We start from the raw sequence: 21,045 nt of genomic DNA on the forward strand, positions 1-21,045 counted from the left end.
TTCACAGGTATTGAGTTATTCGAAATTGTCTTCTTGTTCTTCGGAATGTAGGCAATCAAAAAATTTAACTCAATGATGAGAATGTTCATAGAAATATGACACTGCAGAAATGCAGTGAGTAATTCGTCAGCTCTTATGAGCGAAGCGAATTATGACAGTAGAATTCATTGAGCCGTTCGACGTAGTCGAACAAAAAAACTTTAATTGAAGAGTTTGATCATGGCTCAGATTGAACGCTGGCGGCAGGCCTAACACATGCAAGTCGAGCGGCAGCATAAGGGAGCTTGCTCCTGAGGTGGCGAGCGGCGGACGGGTGAGTAATGCCTAGGGATCTGCCCAGTCGAGGGGGATAACAGTTGGAAACGACTGCTAATACCGCATACGCCCTACGGGGGAAAGGAGGGGACCTTCGGGCCTTTCGCGATTGGATGAACCTAGGTGGGATTAGCTAGTTGGTGAGGTAATGGCTCACCAAGGCGACGATCCCTAGCTGTTCTGAGAGGATGATCAGCCACACTGGGACTGAGACACGGCCCAGACTCCTACGGGAGGCAGCAGTGGGGAATATTGCACAATGGGGGAAACCCTGATGCAGCCATGCCGCGTGTGTGAAGAAGGCCTTCGGGTTGTAAAGCACTTTCAGTAAGGAGGAAAGGTTAACGATTAATACTCGTTAGCTGTGACGTTACTTACAGAAGAAGGACCGGCTAACTCCGTGCCAGCAGCCGCGGTAATACGGAGGGTCCGAGCGTTAATCGGAATTACTGGGCGTAAAGCGTGCGCAGGCGGTTTGTTAAGCCAGATGTGAAATCCCCGGGCTCAACCTGGGAATTGCATTTGGAACTGGCGAACTAGAGTCTTGTAGAGGGGGGTAGAATTCCAGGTGTAGCGGTGAAATGCGTAGAGATCTGGAGGAATACCGGTGGCGAAGGCGGCCCCCTGGACAAAGACTGACGCTCATGCACGAAAGCGTGGGGAGCAAACAGGATTAGATACCCTGGTAGTCCACGCCGTAAACGATGTCTACTCGGAGTTTGGTGTCTTGAACACTGGGCTCTCAAGCTAACGCATTAAGTAGACCGCCTGGGGAGTACGGCCGCAAGGTTAAAACTCAAATGAATTGACGGGGGCCCGCACAAGCGGTGGAGCATGTGGTTTAATTCGATGCAACGCGAAGAACCTTACCTACTCTTGACATCTAGAGAAGATTGCAGAGATGCGATTGTGCCTTCGGGAACTCTAAGACAGGTGCTGCATGGCTGTCGTCAGCTCGTGTTGTGAAATGTTGGGTTAAGTCCCGCAACGAGCGCAACCCCTATCCTTATTTGCCAGCACGTAATGGTGGGAACTCTAGGGAGACTGCCGGTGATAAACCGGAGGAAGGTGGGGACGACGTCAAGTCATCATGGCCCTTACGAGTAGGGCTACACACGTGCTACAATGGCGAGTACAGAGGGTTGCAAAGCCGCGAGGTGGAGCTAATCTCACAAAGCTCGTCGTAGTCCGGATTGGAGTCTGCAACTCGACTCCATGAAGTCGGAATCGCTAGTAATCGTAGATCAGAATGCTACGGTGAATACGTTCCCGGGCCTTGTACACACCGCCCGTCACACCATGGGAGTGGGCTGCAAAAGAAGTGGGTAGTTTAACCTTCGGGAGAACGCTCACCACTTTGTGGTTCATGACTGGGGTGAAGTCGTAACAAGGTAGCCCTAGGGGAACCTGGGGCTGGATCACCTCCTTACCTATACGACTAACTCAATACTTGGTAGGCAATAAACTGCATCCGTGCGTTTATTGCACACAGCACATCCGTGTGCTTGAGTGTTCACACAGATTACTTGTTAACTTCTTCGGAAGTAGAGTGAAACACACCGCGAGCCGGTTAAGTGTTGTTCTTTAACAATTTGGAAAGCTGATAGTAGTTAATTGCATGAGTCTGTCATGTGATTAATTGCAAATCGTTTGATGCATGACTTTGTATAAGGTGGTGTATTAAACATTGAGTTCTCAAAACACTGTTTAAGTGTCTTGAATATTCTAAAACTAAGGCGATTTCGTGTGCGAAAGTGCATGAATTATCAAAGTAAAAACCAGCTAGTTGCAATATGGCTCAAGTGAAACTCATTTGGGTTGTATGGTTAAGTGACTAAGCGTATACGGTGGATGCCTTGGCAGTCAGAGGCGATGAAGGACGTAGTAACTTGCGAAAAGCGTTGGCGAGCTAGTAACAAGCATTTGAGCTAACGATGTCCGAATGGGGGAACCCACTCACATAAGTGAGTATCTTAACGTGAATACATAGCGTTAAGAGGCAAACCTGGGGAACTGAAACATCTAAGTACCCAGAGGAAAAGAAATCAACCGAGATTCCCCTAGTAGCGGCGAGCGAACGGGGATTAGCCCTTAAGTCTATGGGGTGTTAGTGGAATGTGTTGGAAAGCACAGCGGCACAGGGTGATAGCCCCGTACATGAAAACTAACCATAGATGAAAACGAGTAAGGCGGGACACGTGACATCCTGTTTGAATATGGGGGGACCATCCTCCAAGGCTAAATACTCCTGACTGACCGATAGTGAACCAGTACCGTGAGGGAAAGGCGAAAAGAACCCCTGTGAGGGGAGTGAAATAGAACCTGAAACCGTATACGTACAAGCAGTGGGAGCGGTACTTGAGACCGTGACTGCGTACCTTTTGTATAATGGGTCAGCGACTTACGTTTTGTAGCGAGGTTAAGCGAATAGCGGAGCCGTAGGGAAACCGAGTGTTAACTGCGCGTTTAGTTGCAAGGCGTAGACCCGAAACCCGGTGATCTAGCCATGGGCAGGTTGAAGGTTGAGTAACATCAACTGGAGGACCGAACCGACTTATGTTGAAAAATGAGCGGATGACTTGTGGCTGGGGGTGAAAGGCCAATCAAACCGGGAGATATCTGGTTCTCCTCGAAAGCTATTTAGGTAGCGCCTCGAGCGAATACCATTGGGGGTAGAGCACTGTTAAGGCTAGGGGGTCATCCCGACTTACCAACCCTTTGCAAACTCCGAATACCAATGAGTACTACTCGGGAGACAGACGGCGGGTGCTAACGTCCGTCGTCAAAAGGGAAACAACCCAGACCGTCAGCTAAGGTCCCAAAGTGTATGTTAAGTGGGAAACGATGTGGGAAGGCTTAGACAGCTAGGATGTTGGCTTAGAAGCAGCCATCATTTAAAGAAAGCGTAATAGCTCACTAGTCGAGTCGGCCTGCGCGGAAGATTTAACGGGGCTAAACATACCACCGAAGCTACGGGTGCATTTCATTAGAAGTGCGCGGTAGAGGAGCGTTCTGTAAGCGGTTGAAGGTGAAGGGGTAACCCACACTGGACGTATCAGAAGTGCGAATGCTGACATGAGTAACGATAAAGGGAGTGAAAAACTCCCTCGCCGAAAGACCAAGGGTTCCTGTCCAACGTTAATCGGGGCAGGGTGAGTCGACCCCTAAGGTGAGGCCGAAAGGCGTAATCGATGGGAAACAGATTAATATTTCTGTACTTCTGCTAACTGCGATGGAGAGACGGAGAAGGCTAGGCTAGCGCGGCGTTGGTAGTCCGCGTTTAAGGTGGTAAGCAGTGTTCTTAGGCAAATCCGGGAACACCTCTTTAATGAGAATGCTGAGAGCTGATGACGAGTCACTAAGGTGATGAAGTAGTTGATGCCATGCTTCCAGGAAAATCTTCTAAGCTTCAGGTTAGTAGGAATCGTACCCCAAACCGACACAGGTGGTCGGGTAGAGAATACCAAGGCGCTTGAGAGAACTCGGCTGAAGGAACTAGGCAAAATGGTACCGTAACTTCGGGAGAAGGTACGCTCCTGGCGGTGATGAGACTTGCTCTCTAAGCTGCTGGGAGTCGCAGATACCAGGTGGCTGCAACTGTTTATCAAAAACACAGCACTGTGCAAAATCGCAAGATGACGTATACGGTGTGACGCCTGCCCGGTGCCGGAAGGTTAATTGATTGGGTTATCGCAAGAGAAGCTCATGATCGAAGCCCCGGTAAACGGCGGCCGTAACTATAACGGTCCTAAGGTAGCGAAATTCCTTGTCGGGTAAGTTCCGACCTGCACGAATGGCGTAATGATGGCCACGCTGTCTCCAGCCGAGACTCAGTGAAGTTGAAATTGCGGTGAAGATGCCGTATACCCGCGGCTAGACGGAAAGACCCCGTGAACCTTTACTATAGCTTGGCACTGAACATTGAACCTACATGTGTAGGATAGGTGGGAGACTTTGAAGCTTGGACGCTAGTCTGAGTGGAGTCGTCCTTGAAATACCACCCTTGTAGTTTTGATGTTCTAACTTGGCCCCCTAATCGGGGGTAAGGACAGTGCCTGGTGGGTAGTTTGACTGGGGCGGTCTCCTCCCAAAGAGTAACGGAGGAGCACGAAGGTTGGCTAAGTACGGTCGGACATCGTACGGTTAGTGCAATGGCATAAGCCAGCTTAACTGCGAGACATACACGTCGAGCAGGTACGAAAGTAGGTCATAGTGATCCGGTGGTTCTGAATGGAAGGGCCATCGCTCAACGGATAAAAGGTACTCCGGGGATAACAGGCTGATACCGCCCAAGAGTTCATATCGACGGCGGTGTTTGGCACCTCGATGTCGGCTCATCACATCCTGGGGCTGAAGTCGGTCCCAAGGGTATGGCTGTTCGCCATTTAAAGTGGTACGCGAGCTGGGTTCAGAACGTCGTGAGACAGTTCGGTCCCTATCTGCCGTGGGCGTTGGATGATTGAAGGGAGCTGCTCCTAGTACGAGAGGACCGGAGTGGACGAACCGCTGGTGTTCGGGTTGTCATGCCAATGGCATTGCCCGGTAGCTACGTTCGGAATCGATAACCGCTGAAAGCATCTAAGCGGGAAGCGAGCCCTAAGATGAGTCATCCCTAGGTCTTTAAGACCTCTAAAGGGCCGTAGGAGACTACTACGTTGATAGGCAAGGTGTGTAAGCGTTGTGAGGCGTTGAGCTAACTTGTACTAATGACCCGTGAGGCTTAACCATACAACCCAGATGGGTTTTACTAATACTTAGTATTAGAATGAAGCACTTAAATGGTGTGAGAATACTCAAAAAAATCAGCTTTTCGAATTATTATTTAATGCTCAACTGAGTGTTAAATAGGGACATTTTATCAAATACATCCGTGTATTTGACCCTAACGGGCCGCACTAAAGTGCGTTAAAAATTTGTTCCATACAATTTTTTGTCTGGAAACCATAGAGCTGTGGTCCCACCTGATCCCATTCCGAACTCAGAAGTGAAACACAGTATCGCCGATGGTAGTGTGGGGTCTCCCCATGTGAGAGTAGGTCATTTCCAGACGCCTAATTATCTCAACAGAGATGCTCGAAAGAGCAAGTCTCCTGGTGGTGACACACTAGCGACTTAAAAAGCATTTAGCATTCTGCGTAAGCAACTTGCTAAAGGAGCGGTAGTTCAGTTGGTTAGAATACCGGCCTGTCACGCCGGGGGTCGCGGGTTCGAGTCCCGTCCGCTCCGCCAACTTAAGATGAAGGCCTTTGCAGCAATGCAAAGGCCTTTTTCGTATTTAACACAGGCGAAAAGACGTAACCGTCTAGCGAACCACACCTACCTTTTAAAATTCCAGGGTAACAGGCTGTCTATATCCGGTGCTGGTTGGCACAGTTCATTAAGACAAGCCATGATGTAATACCAATTACGATTAAAGACTTCCCAGTTTAGCCCAATCTCTGTGACACAATCTTTTTACCCTGTCCTTGCACTCAATGAATGTATTCCATGCACGACAGCATTCCTCAACAATATCATTAATACCAATTACGATTAAAGACTTCCCAGTTTAGCCCTATCTATGAGACTCAATCTATTTTCCCCTGCCTTTGTACACAATAAACGTATTCCATGCACGACAGCATTGCTCAACAATATCATTGAAAACTTTAAACTACGATTAGTGAGACAATGCTGCCGTAGTCGTTAATGAACCTGTTTAATTGGTATTGCGTTTGGTTTGTTGTCTTTTTATGTATCGTCAATCTTGTTTACAAAACTATTAATTAATAAACAGTTTTTGTTTTGTTTATGTCGTTGCGTTTCATAACTATTTCTTTACTTACTGCTAAGATTACCGCTAGCATATATTTATCTATTTTATTGGGTGGGTTTATTTTGCCTCGTTTACCAAAGCTTTCATTATCAGTACTCGTACCTCTGTGTTTTTTTATCCTATACCTTTGTTTGGTGTGTGGAGAGTATTTTTATGAGCATGCTGAATTAAATGAGCAATTGGCATCAAAGCAAGCTGAGCAAATCCAAAAAGATTTATTTCGTATGCGTCATGTAATTGATTCTGCTGTTGCTTCTCAAGATTTTGATCGAATAGAACAAGAGGTTGCGCTTGTTTCAACAGAGCAGAATATGATGGCTTATGTGATCTTAGATTCATCCAGTGAGATTCATTTTGCAAATCACATTATTTGGCGTGATAGTAATGCTCAAAATGTGCTTGAGGGATATTCTGCGACACAGCATCGTGCTGCGGTCGCCAACAATAAGCCTTATTTAAATGTAAATTTCGAACGCCTTTCGATTCAAGCTTACTACCCGATTAACTCAAATTCTCGTTTTAGTTACTCTAATACAGTTGAGCTTGTTTATCTTGAATATGATATTGCCAACCTTTTGTCTGAAGCGTCTGAAAGCCTTTTAAAGCGGTTCATTGAGATATGGGGCTTGGGTGCGATAGTGTTAACACTATTTTGTATCATACTTCATTTCATATTAATTCGACCGCTAATCCAGCTCAGTAATGCTGCAAAAAATCTAGATAATCTTGATTTCACTAATAATATTGTTTGTGTTTCAGCCGAAATCAATAATCTTCGTGATTATTTGAATCGTGTCAAGGCTCGTTTATCTCGAAGTAGAAAGCGTCTTAATGATGCAGAGCAACGTTGGTTATTTGCGGTTGAAGGAGCGCGAAATGGTATTTGGGATTGGGGAATTGCCACTGGTGATGTGTTTGTTTCTGATCGTTGGAAAGAAATATTAGGTTATCAGCATTATGAGTTAGACAATGATTACTCTGTTTGGGAATCTCGCTTACACAAAGATGACAAAGAACAAGTATTAAACACATTACAAAATTATATTAATAATCAACATGATGAATATGAAAGTGTACATAGGTTGCGGCACAAAGATGGACGTTATATTTGGGTGCTCGATAGAGGCAAGATTGTTGAATGGGATGAAACGGGCAGGCCTTTAAGGATTATTGGTACCATTACAGATGTGTCTGGTGATGTAAAAAGTCAGCGAGTACCGGCTGATAAAATGAACCATAATCGCTTAACTGATTTTATTAATAGAGAAGCATTAGCTGACCAGTTGTATGATTTACAGGTGTTTAGTCGAAAAACAGGACAGTTTTCAGCATTGTTAATGATAAATTTGGATAATTTTAAGCTTATTAATGATGCGTTGGGCCGACAATTAGGTGATCGGCTTTTAATGCAGATTGCTGCTAGGTTATCAGGAACATTTTCAAGTGCGGGCCTTGTGGCTCGCCTTGGTGCTGATGAGTTTGTAATTTTGGCAAAAAACCTTGGCAGCGAAATAGATCAAGCAAACAAACGAGCATTAGCTTTAGCCAGTGAGGTTAGGCAGTTAATTGGTCGTGGTTTTGCTATTTCGGACCAAAATTTATCTATAAATGCCAGAATAGGTCTAGTTGTCTTTGACGGAATAGAGTCCCTCGAGCCACAAATTCTATTAGCTCGAGCCGACAGTGCACTGGAGCATGCAAAGGAAAGCACTTCAAACGGTTGTGCTATTTATCAACCGCAGTTAGATAAAAATCAAATTCAGCCTTTAAAATTACAAAATGAACTTAAACAAGCCATTTCTAATCAGCAAATGTCATTGGTTTATCAGCCTGTGGTGGACCGCACGGGGCAACTCCATAGTGTCGAAGTGCTTATGCGTTGGCATCATTCCCATTTTGGTTTTATTAGTCCAACAAAATTTATTGTTGCTGCAGAATTAACCGATTGTATTTTTGAACTTGAATTGTGGGCGCTAGATCAAGTGATAGAATTAATAGTCTCTTTACAACAGACTCACTCAGTTATTCCTATAATGTCGTTGAACATTTCTTCTCGGCATTTTCACCAAGATCATTTCGTTAGCGTGGTGATGAATCGGATTAATGCGGCACAGATTTCACCGTCTTTGTTACAATTTGAGTTAGCTGAAGATATTTTTGTGGTGAATGCTAATGTCGCTAAAGCTAAAATAGACGAACTTAAGCGCTATGGTTTGAATATTGCCATGGACAATTTTGGCGGTGGGTCTTGTGCGGTTCATTTACTTCAAGGTATTGGGTTTTCTCAAGTAAAACTTGCTGCAATTTACATCGATGAGATTGAATATAATCCTGAGAAGTTCAATATCGTCAATGCTGTGGTCGATTTCGCAATAAAGTTAAATTTACCCGTTGTTGCAAAACAAGTTGAAAACAAACAGCAGCTCAATTTGCTCACACATGCTAAATGCACTTGGTTTCAAGGTTATATTATCAGTCGTCCTTTAAGCAAAGACGATATTATCCAATTGATTAAGACCCAGTTATCTTTGAGTGTTGTGCCATAAAATCCATGGTATGAGACAAAGCAATATTGCGCATGTTATCACTTTCGATAAAGACTTCATGGAAGGCACCTTCAATAACCACTTTGTGGCAGTGATTGCTTAGTGCGAGATTTTGCGCTTTGTTGCACACTATGCTGTCTTTCTCAGCCTGCAATATTAAAATAGGTGTTTGGCTATTTTTGACGTATTCAATACTTTGCTGTGCCGCTGTCATTGCTTCTAATAACCAACGATTTGTTGGTGAACCTAATTGAGCCTTAGGTGTAGCATCAAATAACCTTCGATATTGTTGATAACGTGGCTTACTGTGGGTTAATTGATTGCGTTTAAACCTGACAGCTTGATAGTCTGTGCCACCTAACACATAGCGGCTATTTATTTTACCATTGATAGTCTGGCTATTATCCAGCTTCATCGCTAACCAGCGGACAATATTTTCAGCGAAAGGCAGCTTTATTCCTAGCATGGGTGCCGAAAAAACCGCTGCACTAAATATATCTGGATTATGATGAAGATAATCTGTTGCTATGGTGCATCCCATTGAATGAGCTAACATAAACAGTTCTTTATGTTTATTTGGCAAAACGATTTCATTGATAAATTGATTAAGGTCACTGGTGTAATCAGTGAATTTATCAACATACCCTTGATGTGGGTTATGGGTTAACCTATCGGATAAACCTTGCCCGCGATGATCGATGGCGTAAACACTAAATCCTTGCTGGTACAGATCATACATGAGTTCTTTATATTTAATATATGATTCAACTCTGCCATTACTTATCACTATCGCTTTGTTACTATCAGGATGTTGGGCTGTCGCATAAGCGATAGTGATTCCATCTGTTGTACTAAAGCGGCTTTGAACTACGCCAAGCCAAAAATTGCGTTGGGCGCTAGTCTCTAATTTGAGTTCAGACGAAAATTTCATGTAATGCATTTATATAAGCCAGCTAGTTATTGGTTGTATGTTGTATAGCGATACATAAACTGGGTGATAAAATTTTATAAGCTTTTCTGCTCAGAGATAAAGTTATCAATCATTTGTTCCAATACTGACATTGGGATGGAACCATTTTCAAGTACAGCATCATGAAAAGCTCTGATATTAAAGTCAGATCCAAGTTCAGCTTCGGCTTTGTTACGCAAACGCTTAATGGTGAGCTCACCTATTTTGTAAGACAGTGCTTGTCCTGGCCATGAAATATAACGGTCAATCTCGGTGGTGACATTATGCATTGATAACGCAGTATTGCTGGCCATAAAATCTATTGCTTGTTGGCGAGTCCAACCTTTTGCATGCATGCCTGTATCGACAACTAGGCGAGCGGCACGCCACATTTCGTAAGTTAACCGGCCAAAGTTACTGTATGGATCTTGATAAAATCCGCCTTCAAGCCCGAGGTATTCTGAATACAGCCCCCAACCTTCACCAAACGCTGAAATATAGCTATAGCGCCTAAAGTTGGGTAAATCTGCTAGCTCTTTGTTTAATGAAATTTGTAAATGATGTCCTGGTACGGCTTCATGTAATGTAAGTGCTTCTAGCTCATATAAAGGCCGTTTATCTAATGCGTAAGTATTTACCCAATAATAGCCAGGCTCATCATCGCGGTTTGAGCCAGAGTAACGCCCTGTTGTGTATTTGGGGGCTATTTCAGCAGGTACGGGGGCAATACCATAAGGCGTTCGAGGTAATTTACCAAAATACTTAGGCAGCATAGCGTCGGCTTTTTTGGCGATAAAGGCGGCTTCCTTTAGTAGCTCATCTGCCGACTTTGGGTAAAACTGTGGATCGGTGCGTAAAAAATGTAAAAAGTCCGCAAAACTGCCGTCAAATTTTACTTGTTTGATAATTGCTTCCATTTCGGCGCGTATTCTTGCTACTTCCTCAAGCCCTAACTTATGGACTTGATCGGCACTCATGTTAACAGTGGTGTAGTAATTCACTCTATTTTGATAAAACGCAGGGCCATTAGGTAGTGCTGAAGCTGCTATTTCAGTGCGTGCATTTGGAATATACTCTTGGGTCATGAAGTCATAAAACTGCTGGTAAATTGGCAATACAGTATTTGTGACTAACTCAAGACCTTGTTGGGTAAGTGCGGTTTTCTGTGCAGCGCTGAAATGGTCTGGGTAGTGAGTGAATGGCGTAAAATAGCCACTTTTTTGTGGTTCGACAATAAAAGCACTGATACTGTCTTCAAAGCCTTTTAAGGTGACTTTTGCAGGCGTTATTGAGCTAGCAAGGCCTTGCTTAAGCCAAAATGTTTGTTGCTCAAAATAACGTGGCATGCCTTCTAACTTGGCAATATATTGCTGGTAATCGTCAATATTGTTAAAAGATGATTTTGCGATGGAGGCGATATAGGCATGAAAGCCACTTTCTGCAGTGATTGGTAAGTAATGATCATGATAATGATAAAGGTCGACATCATTTTGCAGTTGAGCTTGGAGCATATCAGCGTTGATAACACTAGCACTAGATAACTTACTGCGGTCTAGCGCAGCGAGTTGTGTGAGTAGTGTTTTTGTTTGCTGATCTTTTTGTGCTAATGATTCTGGGGATAGGTCGGTGAGTTTACTAGCGGCATCTTTGTTACCTAAACTTGCAGCAAGCTCTGGAGAATACGCTAAAGTGAGCGCCCAGCTTTTATCGATTAAGGTTTGTAATTCTTGTTCGGCTTCGCTTTGTGTCGCAGTAGCTTCAGCAAAAGCTTGAGGTGCCGCGTTAAATTGACAACCCGATAAACTGAGTACAAAAAGTGCAGGTAAAAGCAGCAAGCGCATCGAAAGTCCTTTAATGTAGCAAAGTGTTGGCTTCGTTTATTGAGAGTATGCCCGATTTCTATCTAAAAACACATCGTAAACAGAGTTGTGACTTTGTTGTGATCGAAAACAGAAAAAAACAATCGTCATCAGAATTTATGTAAATACATGTTAAACTGAATACTATTCTCTGACCGACAAAATCAAACCAATGGCAGGGTACGTTTATAGGGGTTAATTATGATAGATAAAACCATTCCGCTGGTTGATTTGCATCGTCACTTAGACGGTAATGTTAGCGTAAAAACCATTTGGGAATTAGGGCACCAACATGGCATAGCACTGCCAGCTAATTCACTTAAAGAGCTTGCGCCTTTTGTGCAAATTCAAGGTAAAGAAAACAATCTGGTTGATTTTTTAAAGAAGCTAGATTGGATGGTTGCCGTATTAGCGGATTTAGATGCTGTTAAGCGTGTTGCCTACGAAAACGTAGCCGATGCGGCAGCTCAAGGGTTAGATTACGCAGAGCTGCGCTTTAGTCCTTATTATATGGCAATGAATCATAACTTACCCATTGAAGGCGTGGTTGAAGCGGTTATTGATGGTGTTCGTGCAGGTGTTAAAGAGCACGACGTTCAAATTAACCTCATTGGAATTATGTCGCGTTCATTTGGTCAAGAAAAATGCCGTTTAGAGCTAGAAGGCATTTTGGCGCACCGTGACAGCATTGTTGCAATGGATCTTGCGGGTGACGAGCTAGGTTTCCCAGGCGACTTATTTACCGAACACTTTAAACGTGTACGTGATGCCGGATTACAAATCACTGCACATGCGGGCGAAGCTGCGGGCGCAGAAAGCATGTGGCAAGCTATTAATGTGTTAGGTGCTACCCGTATTGGCCATGGTGTTAATGCCATTCACGATCCTAAATTAATGGAATACCTCGCTAAACATCGTATTGGTATTGAATCGTGCCCAACCAGCAACTTACATACCTCAACCGTCGCAAATTACGACGTGCATCCTCTACGTAAATTTTTAGACGCTGGGGTGCTAATTGGTTTGAATACTGATGACCCAGGGGTTAGCGCAATTGATATTGCTCATGAGTATCGCGTGGTTAAATCAGAAATGGGTTTTAGCGATAGTCAATTGGCCACACTACAACGTAATGGCGTTGAGATGGCCTTTTTGTCAGACAGTGATCGTAAAGCGTTGTACGCAAGAAAAGCTAAATAGTCTATGGTAAATGCTGTAATATTTTGAGCTAAACCTTATAAAGTAGATAACAAAATAGCCAGCAAATGCTGGCTATTTTTATGTCATATATGATTCACTCTGAGTTAAATCACCCGTGAGAACTGCTGTTGGCGGGCTTTTTGACGATAATACACATCAAAGCACATGCAGATGTTACGGATAAGTAGTCGACCGGTCGCGCTAACAGTAAGTTTGCGGTCTGTTATGTCGACAAGCTTGTCGTTAATAAAGGTCTGCAATAACTTCAAGTCTTCGGCAAAATAGCTTTCAAATTGAATATCAAATTTGGCTTCAATGTTGGCCATGTCTAAGTCAAAATGACAAATTATTTGCTTAATTACCGCGCGGCGAATTTCATCATCTCGGTTTAAGCTGCAGCCTTTCCAAAGCGCATGCCCGTTAGCGTCAATGGACTCGTAATAAGGGCGAATGTCTTTTTGGTTTTGTGCATAACAATCACCAATTTGGCTGATTGATGACACTCCTAAACCTAACAAGTCACATTCTTCCTGAGTGGTATAACCTTGGAAGTTACGGTGCAGCTTGCCGGCATTTTGTAACTTGGCTAATTCATCATTAGGTTTGGCAAAGTGGTCCATACCAATAAACTGATAACCGGCACCCGTTAAAGACTCAATGGTTTGATGCAACATATCGAGTTTTTGTTGTGGTGATGGCATATCGACATCTTTAATTTTACGTTGCGCCGCAAAGCGTGATGGCAAATGTGCATAGTTAAAGACCGATAAACGATCTGGCGATAATTCAATAATGCGTGCAATTGTTTGAGCAAAGGTTTCTGGTGTTTGTAGCGGTAGACCGTAAATAAGGTCAACGTTAGTCGATACAAACCCTAATGCTTTCGCTTTGGCAATTAAGTCGAAAATAAATTGTTCGTCTTGTTCGCGATTTACCGCGACTTGAACGTCTTTATTAAAGTCTTGCACACCAATAGATACCCGGTTAAAACCGGCTTCTTTTAGTGTATCTAACATACTCAGTTCAATCTCTCGTGGATCGACTTCAATTGAGTATTCGCCCACTTCAGCAAAATTAAAGTGTTCTTTAATCAACGCGGTTAACTTAAGAATCTGCTCTGGGCTTAAAAAGGTGGGTGTGCCGCCGCCCCAATGCATTTGGGTTACGGTGTAATTTTTAAATAGCGGTGCGCGCTTAATAATTTCAGCGGCTAAATATTCTATGTATTGATCGGCTTTATGAGCGTGGCGAGTAATAATTTTATTGCAGCCACAGTAATAACAAAGCTTGGCACAAAAAGGAATATGCACATACAACGACAGTTTGTCGGTTTTGCTATTTTTAATCGATGTCAGTAAATCTTGCTCAGTAAAGGCGTCATCGAATTCTAAGGCGGTCGGATAAGAAGTATAACGGGGACCGCTGTAATTGTATTTTTCGATCATCGACTGATCCCAACTAATCTGAGTGGGCTGCTTCAAGGCGTGTCCTCCGGGAGTAAATTAGCAACAGGCGAAGTATGCAATGTTCGTAAACAAATTAACTTGATCTAGGTTGTAAAAATGAATGTTGCTTGTGCAAATACACGCGGTTTAGCGGTTGCTTATGTAAGGTTTTTAGCATTATGAGGTGTATATCACAGTTTGCATTGGTGAAATGTTGAAGTTAGCCAAGCAAAAATTGCTGTGAACCTAAATTTCGTGCTTTACCGTCATAACGAGTTTCTGAGAATGTGATTTGACCATTACGATGCTTCAATATAATACTCGTTGACCGAGTGCCATATTCTTCATGCTGAATAAAAATAGATGAGAGTCTTCTTTCCCATTCAAGGCTAATACCTGTTTTAGGGAGTTGTTGATCTTGCGGTTGCGAGGTGTCGAGCATGATACTGCGTAAAGCTTCAATATCTGGTGTTGCTGTTTGGGTAATGTAACCTTGTAGTGCTTGTTGGCCTTTGGCCATTTTGGGCCAAACATCGTCTAGTGCACCATTACTCACCGCATGAAATCCTGGCGACAACAATGTCGTTTGTAAGGTTTTACTGTTAAAGCAATACAGTTTTTGCTGTTGTTGAAACACTAAATTGAAAGGGTTGTAGTTAATAGCATGTTCGCTTAACCATTGTGGAGTGATATCAGTCGTACATAAGGCATTAACCACTAATTCCCCACGACTTCGCACGCCGTCTTGTTGTTCTATTTCCCTTATATTGGTTAACCCTGCAAAGTGGCCAAGTTCATTCACTCCAAGCCAAGTTCCGCCGGCAAGTTTATCTTGACCTGCATAAATAGCGGGTGACGTTGGCCAACGGTGTGCCGGCTCGGTCGCCCTATGATGAAATTCATCACGGTTTGCACAAACAATCAACGGGTAGTCTGGATGGGCATCAATGGCAACAAATAAAATGCACATGGGGTTTCTCGTTAACGGACGGTAACCCCATCATAACCATAAACTAAGATTTTTACTGGTTATTTGTGCGGATGATGATGCTCTGCATGATTTGCTTTTGCATGTGAATGGCTATGAGCTGTGGTGTGTGAGTGACCGCTCACATGATCATGATGGTGTGGTGCCGATTTCATATTGATCATTAGACGGCTTAAAAACTGCCGCGGTCCCAGTCTTAATAAGCTCGCGCCAAATAATAATATAATGATCGCTAAACCAATACTATTTACAGTGTCGGGTAAGTGTAATGTCATTGCTGAACTTAATGACAGCTGGTCTGCCACCATTAAACCAGCGAGCAAGATACCGCCTAACATTAAACCTTGCTTCCAGTTCATCAGTTTTAATTGACCAATACTCACAACCGGCGCCGCTAGTAAGGTAAATGCTACTGCGATTTCACTCCAACCACTGTACGCTAGCGCCAAGGCTAAAATCACCGTGCCTAGATTACAAAACCGCATGGGTAAAAATACTAACAGTAAAATAAATACCTGAAGCGCAGGGTTTTCTAATGGCACAGAGGGATGACCAATGACATTGGCCAATACTAAACTGAGTATTATCCAGGGCGCACTTCGGTCGACTAATTGGCCAAACCCAAAGCGCCATGCTGACTCGGGTAAGGTTGGGTGTGGGTCTGTAATCTTAACTTGTGTTACGGTTAACAATGTCCCAATAGCAAGTAATCCTAGCGTTTGAAATAACGCAAACCACGGGCCCAATAATAATAGTGAGATTAATAATGCTTCTGGCCCGGCAAGACGTTGTAGCCAGCGTAATGCTAATGAGTGATGTGTCGGTCGTAAACCCAATGCAAATCGAGTAGTTGCAATGACATAACTTGCGAATAAAATAGGTGAAATAGTTAATAACCAGCTAACAAATTGCTCTGAACCATGGTCTTGATGTGCATGCTCGTGGCCACCGGTATCCATTAACAACAATAATGCCAATAAGCCTAAGCCTAATAAACTGCCGATACCCGCTTGATATTGGTATTTACCTTGTTTGTCTTCTTGCTGGTGGCCGTGGGGTTGGTGTAATACCACATGTAAAATAGAACCAGTTACAAATGCTTGTAAGTAAACCGTATTTTCTAGACTTAACTGAGTAAGCAGTTGCTCGCCTGCAAAGTAGCCTACAGACGTTAATATCATCATTGCTGCAAGTACAGCACTTGCCCAGCGAGTACCCACTTGTGGCTTTAACAACCACCAAATAGCCACACCAACAGGGAGGCGGTGCATAATGACACCTAACGCGAGTAGTGTTGAGTTACCTTCTTGTTGTGCCAATACCATAGCGCCACCGTCTGTAATGGTATGGAGCAATAAACCACCAATACCCAGAGAAAGGGTAATATTATGGGTAACAGTAGAGTAACGATGAAACAGCTTTTCGCTGGCCGTTGGCCCCCAAACTCCTAGCAGGACAAAAAACAGCGTAATAAACCCGCCGTGTTCTAGAAGCTCAGGTAAAATATGGATAAGCACTAGCCCGCCTAACGAGACGAATATAAACCCGTCTAAGCCTTTTTGTAGCCCACTACCCGATGAAAAATAACGGTAAAAAAGTGGCCCAAATAATAATGCGATACAGCTAGCGATGAGATAGAGCATGTTATCCAAAGTTCAATCAAAAAAAACGATGTAGTATAACATTTTTCGATTGTGTTGTAGCGTGTGAATCGCTCAAGCTGAAAAATTTACTTAAAACTTATTTTGTCAGTGTGACTTAGGTTTGAACCTGTCAGGTTGATTGGGTAAACATTTGAGTACACTACGTAACGAATTACTGTGTGATTTCATCGATTGTTGTTGTGCTTTGGGTATACAATATCGTCATTGTTTACCAACCAAAAGATTGTTGCTCATGGATATTTTTTCTGCTGCTGTGATGTTATTTCTAATTATGGATCCGCTGGGTAATTTACCTATTTTTGCTTCCATATTACGCCACATCGATCCTAAAAAGCGCCGCAGAGTATTAATTCGTGAATTGCTGTTTGCGTTAATTATTATGTTGTCTTTTTTGTACGCTGGCGAAGCGATATTGAACTTTCTTAACTTACGTTCTGAATCCGTCAGTATCGCGGGCGGTATCATTTTGTTTTTAATTGCAATTAAGATGATTTTCCCATCACCTGGTGGTGTAGCGGGTCTCGCTGCTGGCGAAGAACCCTTTATTGTGCCGATGGCTATTCCGCTAATGGCGGGCCCGTCTATTTTGGCCGCATTGATTTTATTAGCCCATACTGATAGTAGCCGCATGATAGATTGGACAATAGCATTAGTGTCAGCTTGGGCGCTAAGTGCATTTATCCTTATGTTTTATAAATTGTTTACTCGTATTCTTGGCGAAAAAGGCCTCACTGCTGTGGAGCGTTTAATGGGAATGGTGTTGGTGATGATATCAGTTCAAATGTTACTTGATGGTATCGCAAATTATATCAATGCCACGACGGTGTAATGTTAAAACACAACAATACTCTGACTTTTTATTATTTTTTAATCGAACCGTCACATTTACATTAAAGAATGGCTAACTTTGATTGTAACACCATCGTTGCAGCTGTTAATGTCATGTCATTATTGTTTCGGGGGTGGTTTATGAAGCGTATTCTTATTGTGTTGGGTTTTGCTGGTATTAGTGCCCTAGGGTGCCAGCATCAATCTACAGCCGAAACGGCCCCCGTAGTGGCTAAGCCGCTAATTAAAGATTGTGGCCCAAATGCAATGCCACCGATTCGTGATCCGAGTAAATTAATTGAAAACCTACGTGCTAAAGGTTTAATTACTGACGACATGAACCAAGCACAAATAGATAAAACCGTCGCAGATTATATTACTAAGCGCCAAAAAGCATTTGAGAAATGCCACAAACCTCAACCTAATACAGGTAAGTCGTAATGAGTAAATTTATTAAATACCAAGGGTTAGCCGTTTCCGCTTTATTGTTGGCATGTTCAACTGGTGTAGCCCTTGCTGCGCCTCAAACCGGAACGCCAGCCGATGGCGCGCTTATCAATGAGCAGCAAGTGCTGTATTGGTTGATTAAGCGAGGTGAGCTTGCAGCTGATGCAAGTGAAGCCGAGCAACAAGCCGCAATTGATGCCTTTGTGAGTCGTGGCCGTGATGCTAAATTTAAACCGGCTGCGATTGAGGTTAAAGCTGAGCAAGTACGCCTTAAGCAAGCTGCGCAAAAAAGCGCTAAAAGTGCTCAAAATGTTGCAGCTAACAGCACAGTACAAGCCGATCAAGATATTACAAAAACAGTAAAAGTACTGGCTGTGCTGGTCGACTTCCCTGACTTACCCCATGATGCTAATCAACTTGCAGCGGGTGATACTGATATGTACTACAGCAGTTATCCTGCATCGCATTATCAGCAGCTGTTGTTTTCTGAAACAGGGTTTGCTGGCCCAAATAATCAAACATTACAATCGGCTTATCAGTATTTTCAGGCGGTGTCGGGAAATAGTTTTTACTTTACTGGCCAGGTGCAAGATTGGGTCACTGCCGATAATAATGCGGCGTTCTATGGCAGCAATAACAGCGACGAAGATGATACCGCGGTGCCTGATTTGGTTAAAGAAGCTGTCGTGAAAGCGGTTGAAGGGATGAGCGATACTGAGCTCAAGAGTTATGATATTGAAGATCCATACGACCTAGATATTGATGGTAACTATGATGAAGCCGATGGGATTATTGACCATGTGATGCTGTTTCACTCCAGTATTGGTGAAGAAGCTGGTGGCGGTGTTTTAGGCGATGATGCGATTTGGTCACATAGATATTATGTCGACTCAACAACCAATGGCTATACCATCCCTGGACGTGGCTTAAAAGTGTTTGGGTATACCGTTCAACCCATTGATGCCGCAGCAGGTGTCTGTACCCATGAGTTTGGCCATGATTTAGGTTTACCCGATGAATATGACCTAACTAATAGTGGCGATGGTTCGCCTGTTGGCGAATGGTCATTAATGTCTGGTGGCAGTTGGACTGGGAGTATTGCAGGCTCTCAACCCAGTGGTTTTAGTCCTTATGCTAAGTCTTATTTACAACAAAAATATAAAGGAAAGTGGGTTAAGGAGCAGCACATCTCATTAGCCGACTTAACCAGTAGTGGCAGTACTTTTCAGTTAAATCAAGCCATTAATACTGACGAAGTTAACCAGTTATCTATTGCGCTCCCAGCAGAAAATATTGCCTTTAAGTCGCCTTTCACTGGTGAATATCAATATTATTCTGGACAAGGCAATATGCTCAATAATGCCATGTCTTTTGACGTGACATTACCGTTAAGTACATCACTTGCTTTAACCTTCAAAGCACATTGGGACATCGAAGAAGATTATGACTATGTGCAGGTATTAGTTGATAGCGTTGCCATCGCTGGAAATTATACCAGCAATAGTAATTCAGTTAACTCATCCATTAAAAACTTCATTACTGGTAAGTCTAGCGATATTGCCGGTTCTACAGGCGAAAACAGCTGGGTTGATTTGAACTTTGATTTGAGTGCCTATGCAGGTCGCACGGTGCAAATTAGTGTGGTGTACAAAACTGATGAAGCCGTAGATGAATACGGTATGGCAATTGATGACATACAGTTAACAAACCAAGGCAACGCTTTTTATATTGACGGCGCCGAAGCTGACGATGTGGCGGCTTTAGCTGGATTTAGTCGGATAGACGACACCTTACCGGGTAAAGCAAAACGCTATATTGTGCAATTACGCAGTCACCAAGGTGTTGATGCTGGCTTGGTTTATAGTCGGTATGTACCCGGTGTATTGTTATGGTTAGAAAACCTAAATTATAGCGACAACAATGTGTCAGAGCATCCTGGTGAAGGGTTGATTGGTGTGATCGATGCGGATCAAAACCTCATAGGCACTAGAGATACAGAGGTTCAGATACGGGATGCAACATTTAGTTTGTATAGTCAAAGTACCTATACAGGCGACACTCATTTAGATGCTGAATCACTTTTTGATGACAGCAGAGATTATAGCGCGCCACTTAAACCACAAGCTGGCATGATTTTACCTGAGCTTGGGTTAACTATGCAGGTTACTGAGCAAGCAAGCGATAGCAGTACAGCAAGGCTTGAATTTGCCTTAGCAGACAGCAGCGTATTGCCAGACGTGACACTTACTGCTGATATCATTGCCCAGGTTAATGGCGCTAATGTGAGCTTTAGTGCACAGGTGACAGGTGGAAGCGACTATACCTATGCCTGGTCTTTTGGTGATAATGCCACGAGCACAGATGTTGCACCAACATACACATATGCACAGTCGGGTGATTATGACGTGAGTGTCATCGTTAAAGACAGTGCAGGTAATACGGTTACGGCAACTAAAACGGTAAGAGTTGTGATTGCGCCTTTAGCGGCGTTTACCTTAACCCAAACCGACGCTTCAGTGAGCATGACAAACGCTTCTACTCAAGGATTTGGTGGACTCACTTACCTTTGGGATTTTGGTGATGGCAGTGCAACCAGTACAGTGCTAAACCCGAGTCACACTTATACTCAAAGTGGTTCTTATACTGTTACTTTAGTGGCGACAGACTCATTAGGTAATGAATCAACAGTGAGTCAAAATGTTACTGTGACCATTGCCGTAACAACACCGACAACACCGACAACACCGACCACAACGTCAACAGACACAGGCAGTAGCAGTGGTGGTGGCAGTTTAGGTTGGTTAAGTATGATGTTGCTGGCTTTTGTCGGCGTATATCGCCAACGAGTAAGAGCGCTTTAACTGGCAACAAGATAAGTAATTAACAAAACGCCCATTATTACGGTAATGGGCGTTTGTTTTTATAACCCGTAGCGTCTTTAACTCAGGTTGTTATTTATCAACAATTGTTAAGGTCACTCGCCTGAAGT

General features: G+C 43.4%; 10 protein-coding genes, 1 tRNA gene and 3 rRNA genes. 9 read left to right on the forward strand and 5 right to left on the reverse strand.

The window, feature by feature from the left end; translation table 11 throughout:
- The first annotated feature begins 201 nt into the window (after positions 1-201).
- The 5 genes from K8B83_RS02370 (at position 202) to K8B83_RS02400 (ending at position 8,676) form a co-directional block, all read left to right on the forward strand.
- Positions 202-1,744, forward strand: a 16S ribosomal RNA gene (locus K8B83_RS02370).
- A gap of 395 nt (positions 1,745-2,139) precedes the next feature.
- Positions 2,140-5,043, forward strand: a 23S ribosomal RNA gene (locus tag K8B83_RS02375).
- A 205-nt stretch (positions 5,044-5,248) separates the two neighbouring features.
- A 5S ribosomal RNA gene (gene rrf, locus K8B83_RS02380) occupies positions 5,249-5,364 on the forward strand.
- The 16S, 23S and 5S rRNA genes sit together here with 1 tRNA gene alongside, the layout of an rRNA operon.
- Before the next feature lie 103 nt (positions 5,365-5,467).
- Positions 5,468-5,544, forward strand: a tRNA-Asp gene (locus K8B83_RS02385).
- A 561-nt stretch (positions 5,545-6,105) separates the two neighbouring features.
- Positions 6,106-8,676, forward strand: coding sequence for a putative bifunctional diguanylate cyclase/phosphodiesterase (locus K8B83_RS02400; RefSeq protein WP_223419142.1), 2,571 nt, complete (start codon positions 6,106-6,108; stop codon positions 8,674-8,676).
- Here the strand turns inward: K8B83_RS02400 and K8B83_RS02405 are convergent.
- On the reverse strand, positions 8,642-9,616 hold the full coding sequence (locus K8B83_RS02405; protein WP_188740779.1) for an alpha/beta fold hydrolase: 975 nt from the start codon (positions 9,614-9,616) through the stop codon (positions 8,642-8,644). The two genes, K8B83_RS02400 and K8B83_RS02405, sit on opposite strands and share 35 nt — an antisense overlap.
- A gap of 65 nt (positions 9,617-9,681) precedes the next feature.
- Positions 9,682-11,466 carry a DUF885 domain-containing protein gene (locus K8B83_RS02410; RefSeq protein ID WP_188740778.1) on the reverse strand — a complete coding sequence of 595 codons (1,785 nt, stop codon included), beginning with the start codon at positions 11,464-11,466 and terminating at the stop codon, positions 9,682-9,684.
- A 219-nt stretch (positions 11,467-11,685) separates the two neighbouring features.
- Here K8B83_RS02410 and add point away from each other — a divergent pair, with 219 nt between their 5' ends.
- Positions 11,686-12,684, forward strand: a complete 999-nt coding sequence (gene add, locus K8B83_RS02415) for an adenosine deaminase (protein ID WP_188740777.1) — start codon at positions 11,686-11,688, stop codon at positions 12,682-12,684.
- A 104-nt stretch (positions 12,685-12,788) separates the two neighbouring features.
- Here add and hemN read toward each other — a convergent pair whose 3' ends face one another.
- The 3 genes from hemN to K8B83_RS02430 form a co-directional block, all read right to left on the reverse strand.
- Positions 12,789-14,165 (reverse strand): oxygen-independent coproporphyrinogen III oxidase, encoded by a 1,377-nt coding sequence (hemN, locus tag K8B83_RS02420; RefSeq protein WP_188740776.1) that lies wholly within the window; start codon positions 14,163-14,165, stop codon positions 12,789-12,791.
- A gap of 184 nt (positions 14,166-14,349) precedes the next feature.
- The gene (locus tag K8B83_RS02425) at positions 14,350-15,099 is read right to left on the reverse strand and encodes an NRDE family protein (protein WP_188740775.1); all 750 of its coding nucleotides are present in this window, start codon (positions 15,097-15,099) and stop codon (positions 14,350-14,352) included.
- A gap of 59 nt (positions 15,100-15,158) precedes the next feature.
- The gene (locus K8B83_RS02430; RefSeq protein WP_188740774.1) at positions 15,159-16,760 is read right to left on the reverse strand and encodes a metal transporter; all 1,602 of its coding nucleotides are present in this window, start codon (positions 16,758-16,760) and stop codon (positions 15,159-15,161) included.
- 253 nt (positions 16,761-17,013) lie between these two features.
- Between K8B83_RS02430 and K8B83_RS02435 the strand changes: the two genes are divergently transcribed.
- The 3 genes from K8B83_RS02435 (at position 17,014) to K8B83_RS02445 (ending at position 20,917) form a co-directional block, all read left to right on the forward strand.
- On the forward strand, positions 17,014-17,610 hold the full coding sequence (locus tag K8B83_RS02435) for a YhgN family NAAT transporter (RefSeq protein WP_188740773.1): 597 nt from the start codon (positions 17,014-17,016) through the stop codon (positions 17,608-17,610).
- A gap of 140 nt (positions 17,611-17,750) precedes the next feature.
- Complete coding sequence (locus tag K8B83_RS02440; protein WP_188740772.1) at positions 17,751-18,050, forward strand: hypothetical protein; 300 nt, start codon at positions 17,751-17,753, stop codon at positions 18,048-18,050.
- The gene (locus K8B83_RS02445; protein WP_188740771.1) at positions 18,050-20,917 is read left to right on the forward strand and encodes an immune inhibitor A domain-containing protein; all 2,868 of its coding nucleotides are present in this window, start codon (positions 18,050-18,052) and stop codon (positions 20,915-20,917) included. The genes K8B83_RS02440 and K8B83_RS02445 overlap by 1 nt, the downstream gene beginning before the upstream one ends.
- Positions 20,918-21,045: the final 128 nt, after the last annotated feature.

It is taken from the genome of Shewanella inventionis, assembly GCF_019931735.1.
In the GTDB taxonomy this organism is placed as follows: Bacteria; Pseudomonadota; Gammaproteobacteria; order Enterobacterales; family Shewanellaceae; genus Shewanella; species Shewanella inventionis.

Coding starts and splice junctions, on each gene's coding strand:
- K8B83_RS02400 (WP_223419142.1), top strand. CDS start 6,106: ATGTCGTTGCGTTTCATAACTATTTCTTTACTTACTGCTAAGATTACC.
- K8B83_RS02410 (WP_188740778.1), bottom strand. CDS start 11,466: ATGCGCTTGCTGCTTTTACCTGCACTTTTTGTACTCAGTTTATCGGGT.
- K8B83_RS02440 (WP_188740772.1), top strand. CDS start 17,751: ATGAAGCGTATTCTTATTGTGTTGGGTTTTGCTGGTATTAGTGCCCTA.
- add (WP_188740777.1), top strand. CDS start 11,686: ATGATAGATAAAACCATTCCGCTGGTTGATTTGCATCGTCACTTAGAC.
- K8B83_RS02430 (WP_188740774.1), bottom strand. CDS start 16,760: ATGCTCTATCTCATCGCTAGCTGTATCGCATTATTATTTGGGCCACTT.
- K8B83_RS02405 (WP_188740779.1), bottom strand. CDS start 9,616: ATGCATTACATGAAATTTTCGTCTGAACTCAAATTAGAGACTAGCGCC.
- K8B83_RS02445 (WP_188740771.1), top strand. CDS start 18,050: ATGAGTAAATTTATTAAATACCAAGGGTTAGCCGTTTCCGCTTTATTG.
- K8B83_RS02435 (WP_188740773.1), top strand. CDS start 17,014: ATGGATATTTTTTCTGCTGCTGTGATGTTATTTCTAATTATGGATCCG.
- K8B83_RS02425 (WP_188740775.1), bottom strand. CDS start 15,099: ATGTGCATTTTATTTGTTGCCATTGATGCCCATCCAGACTACCCGTTG.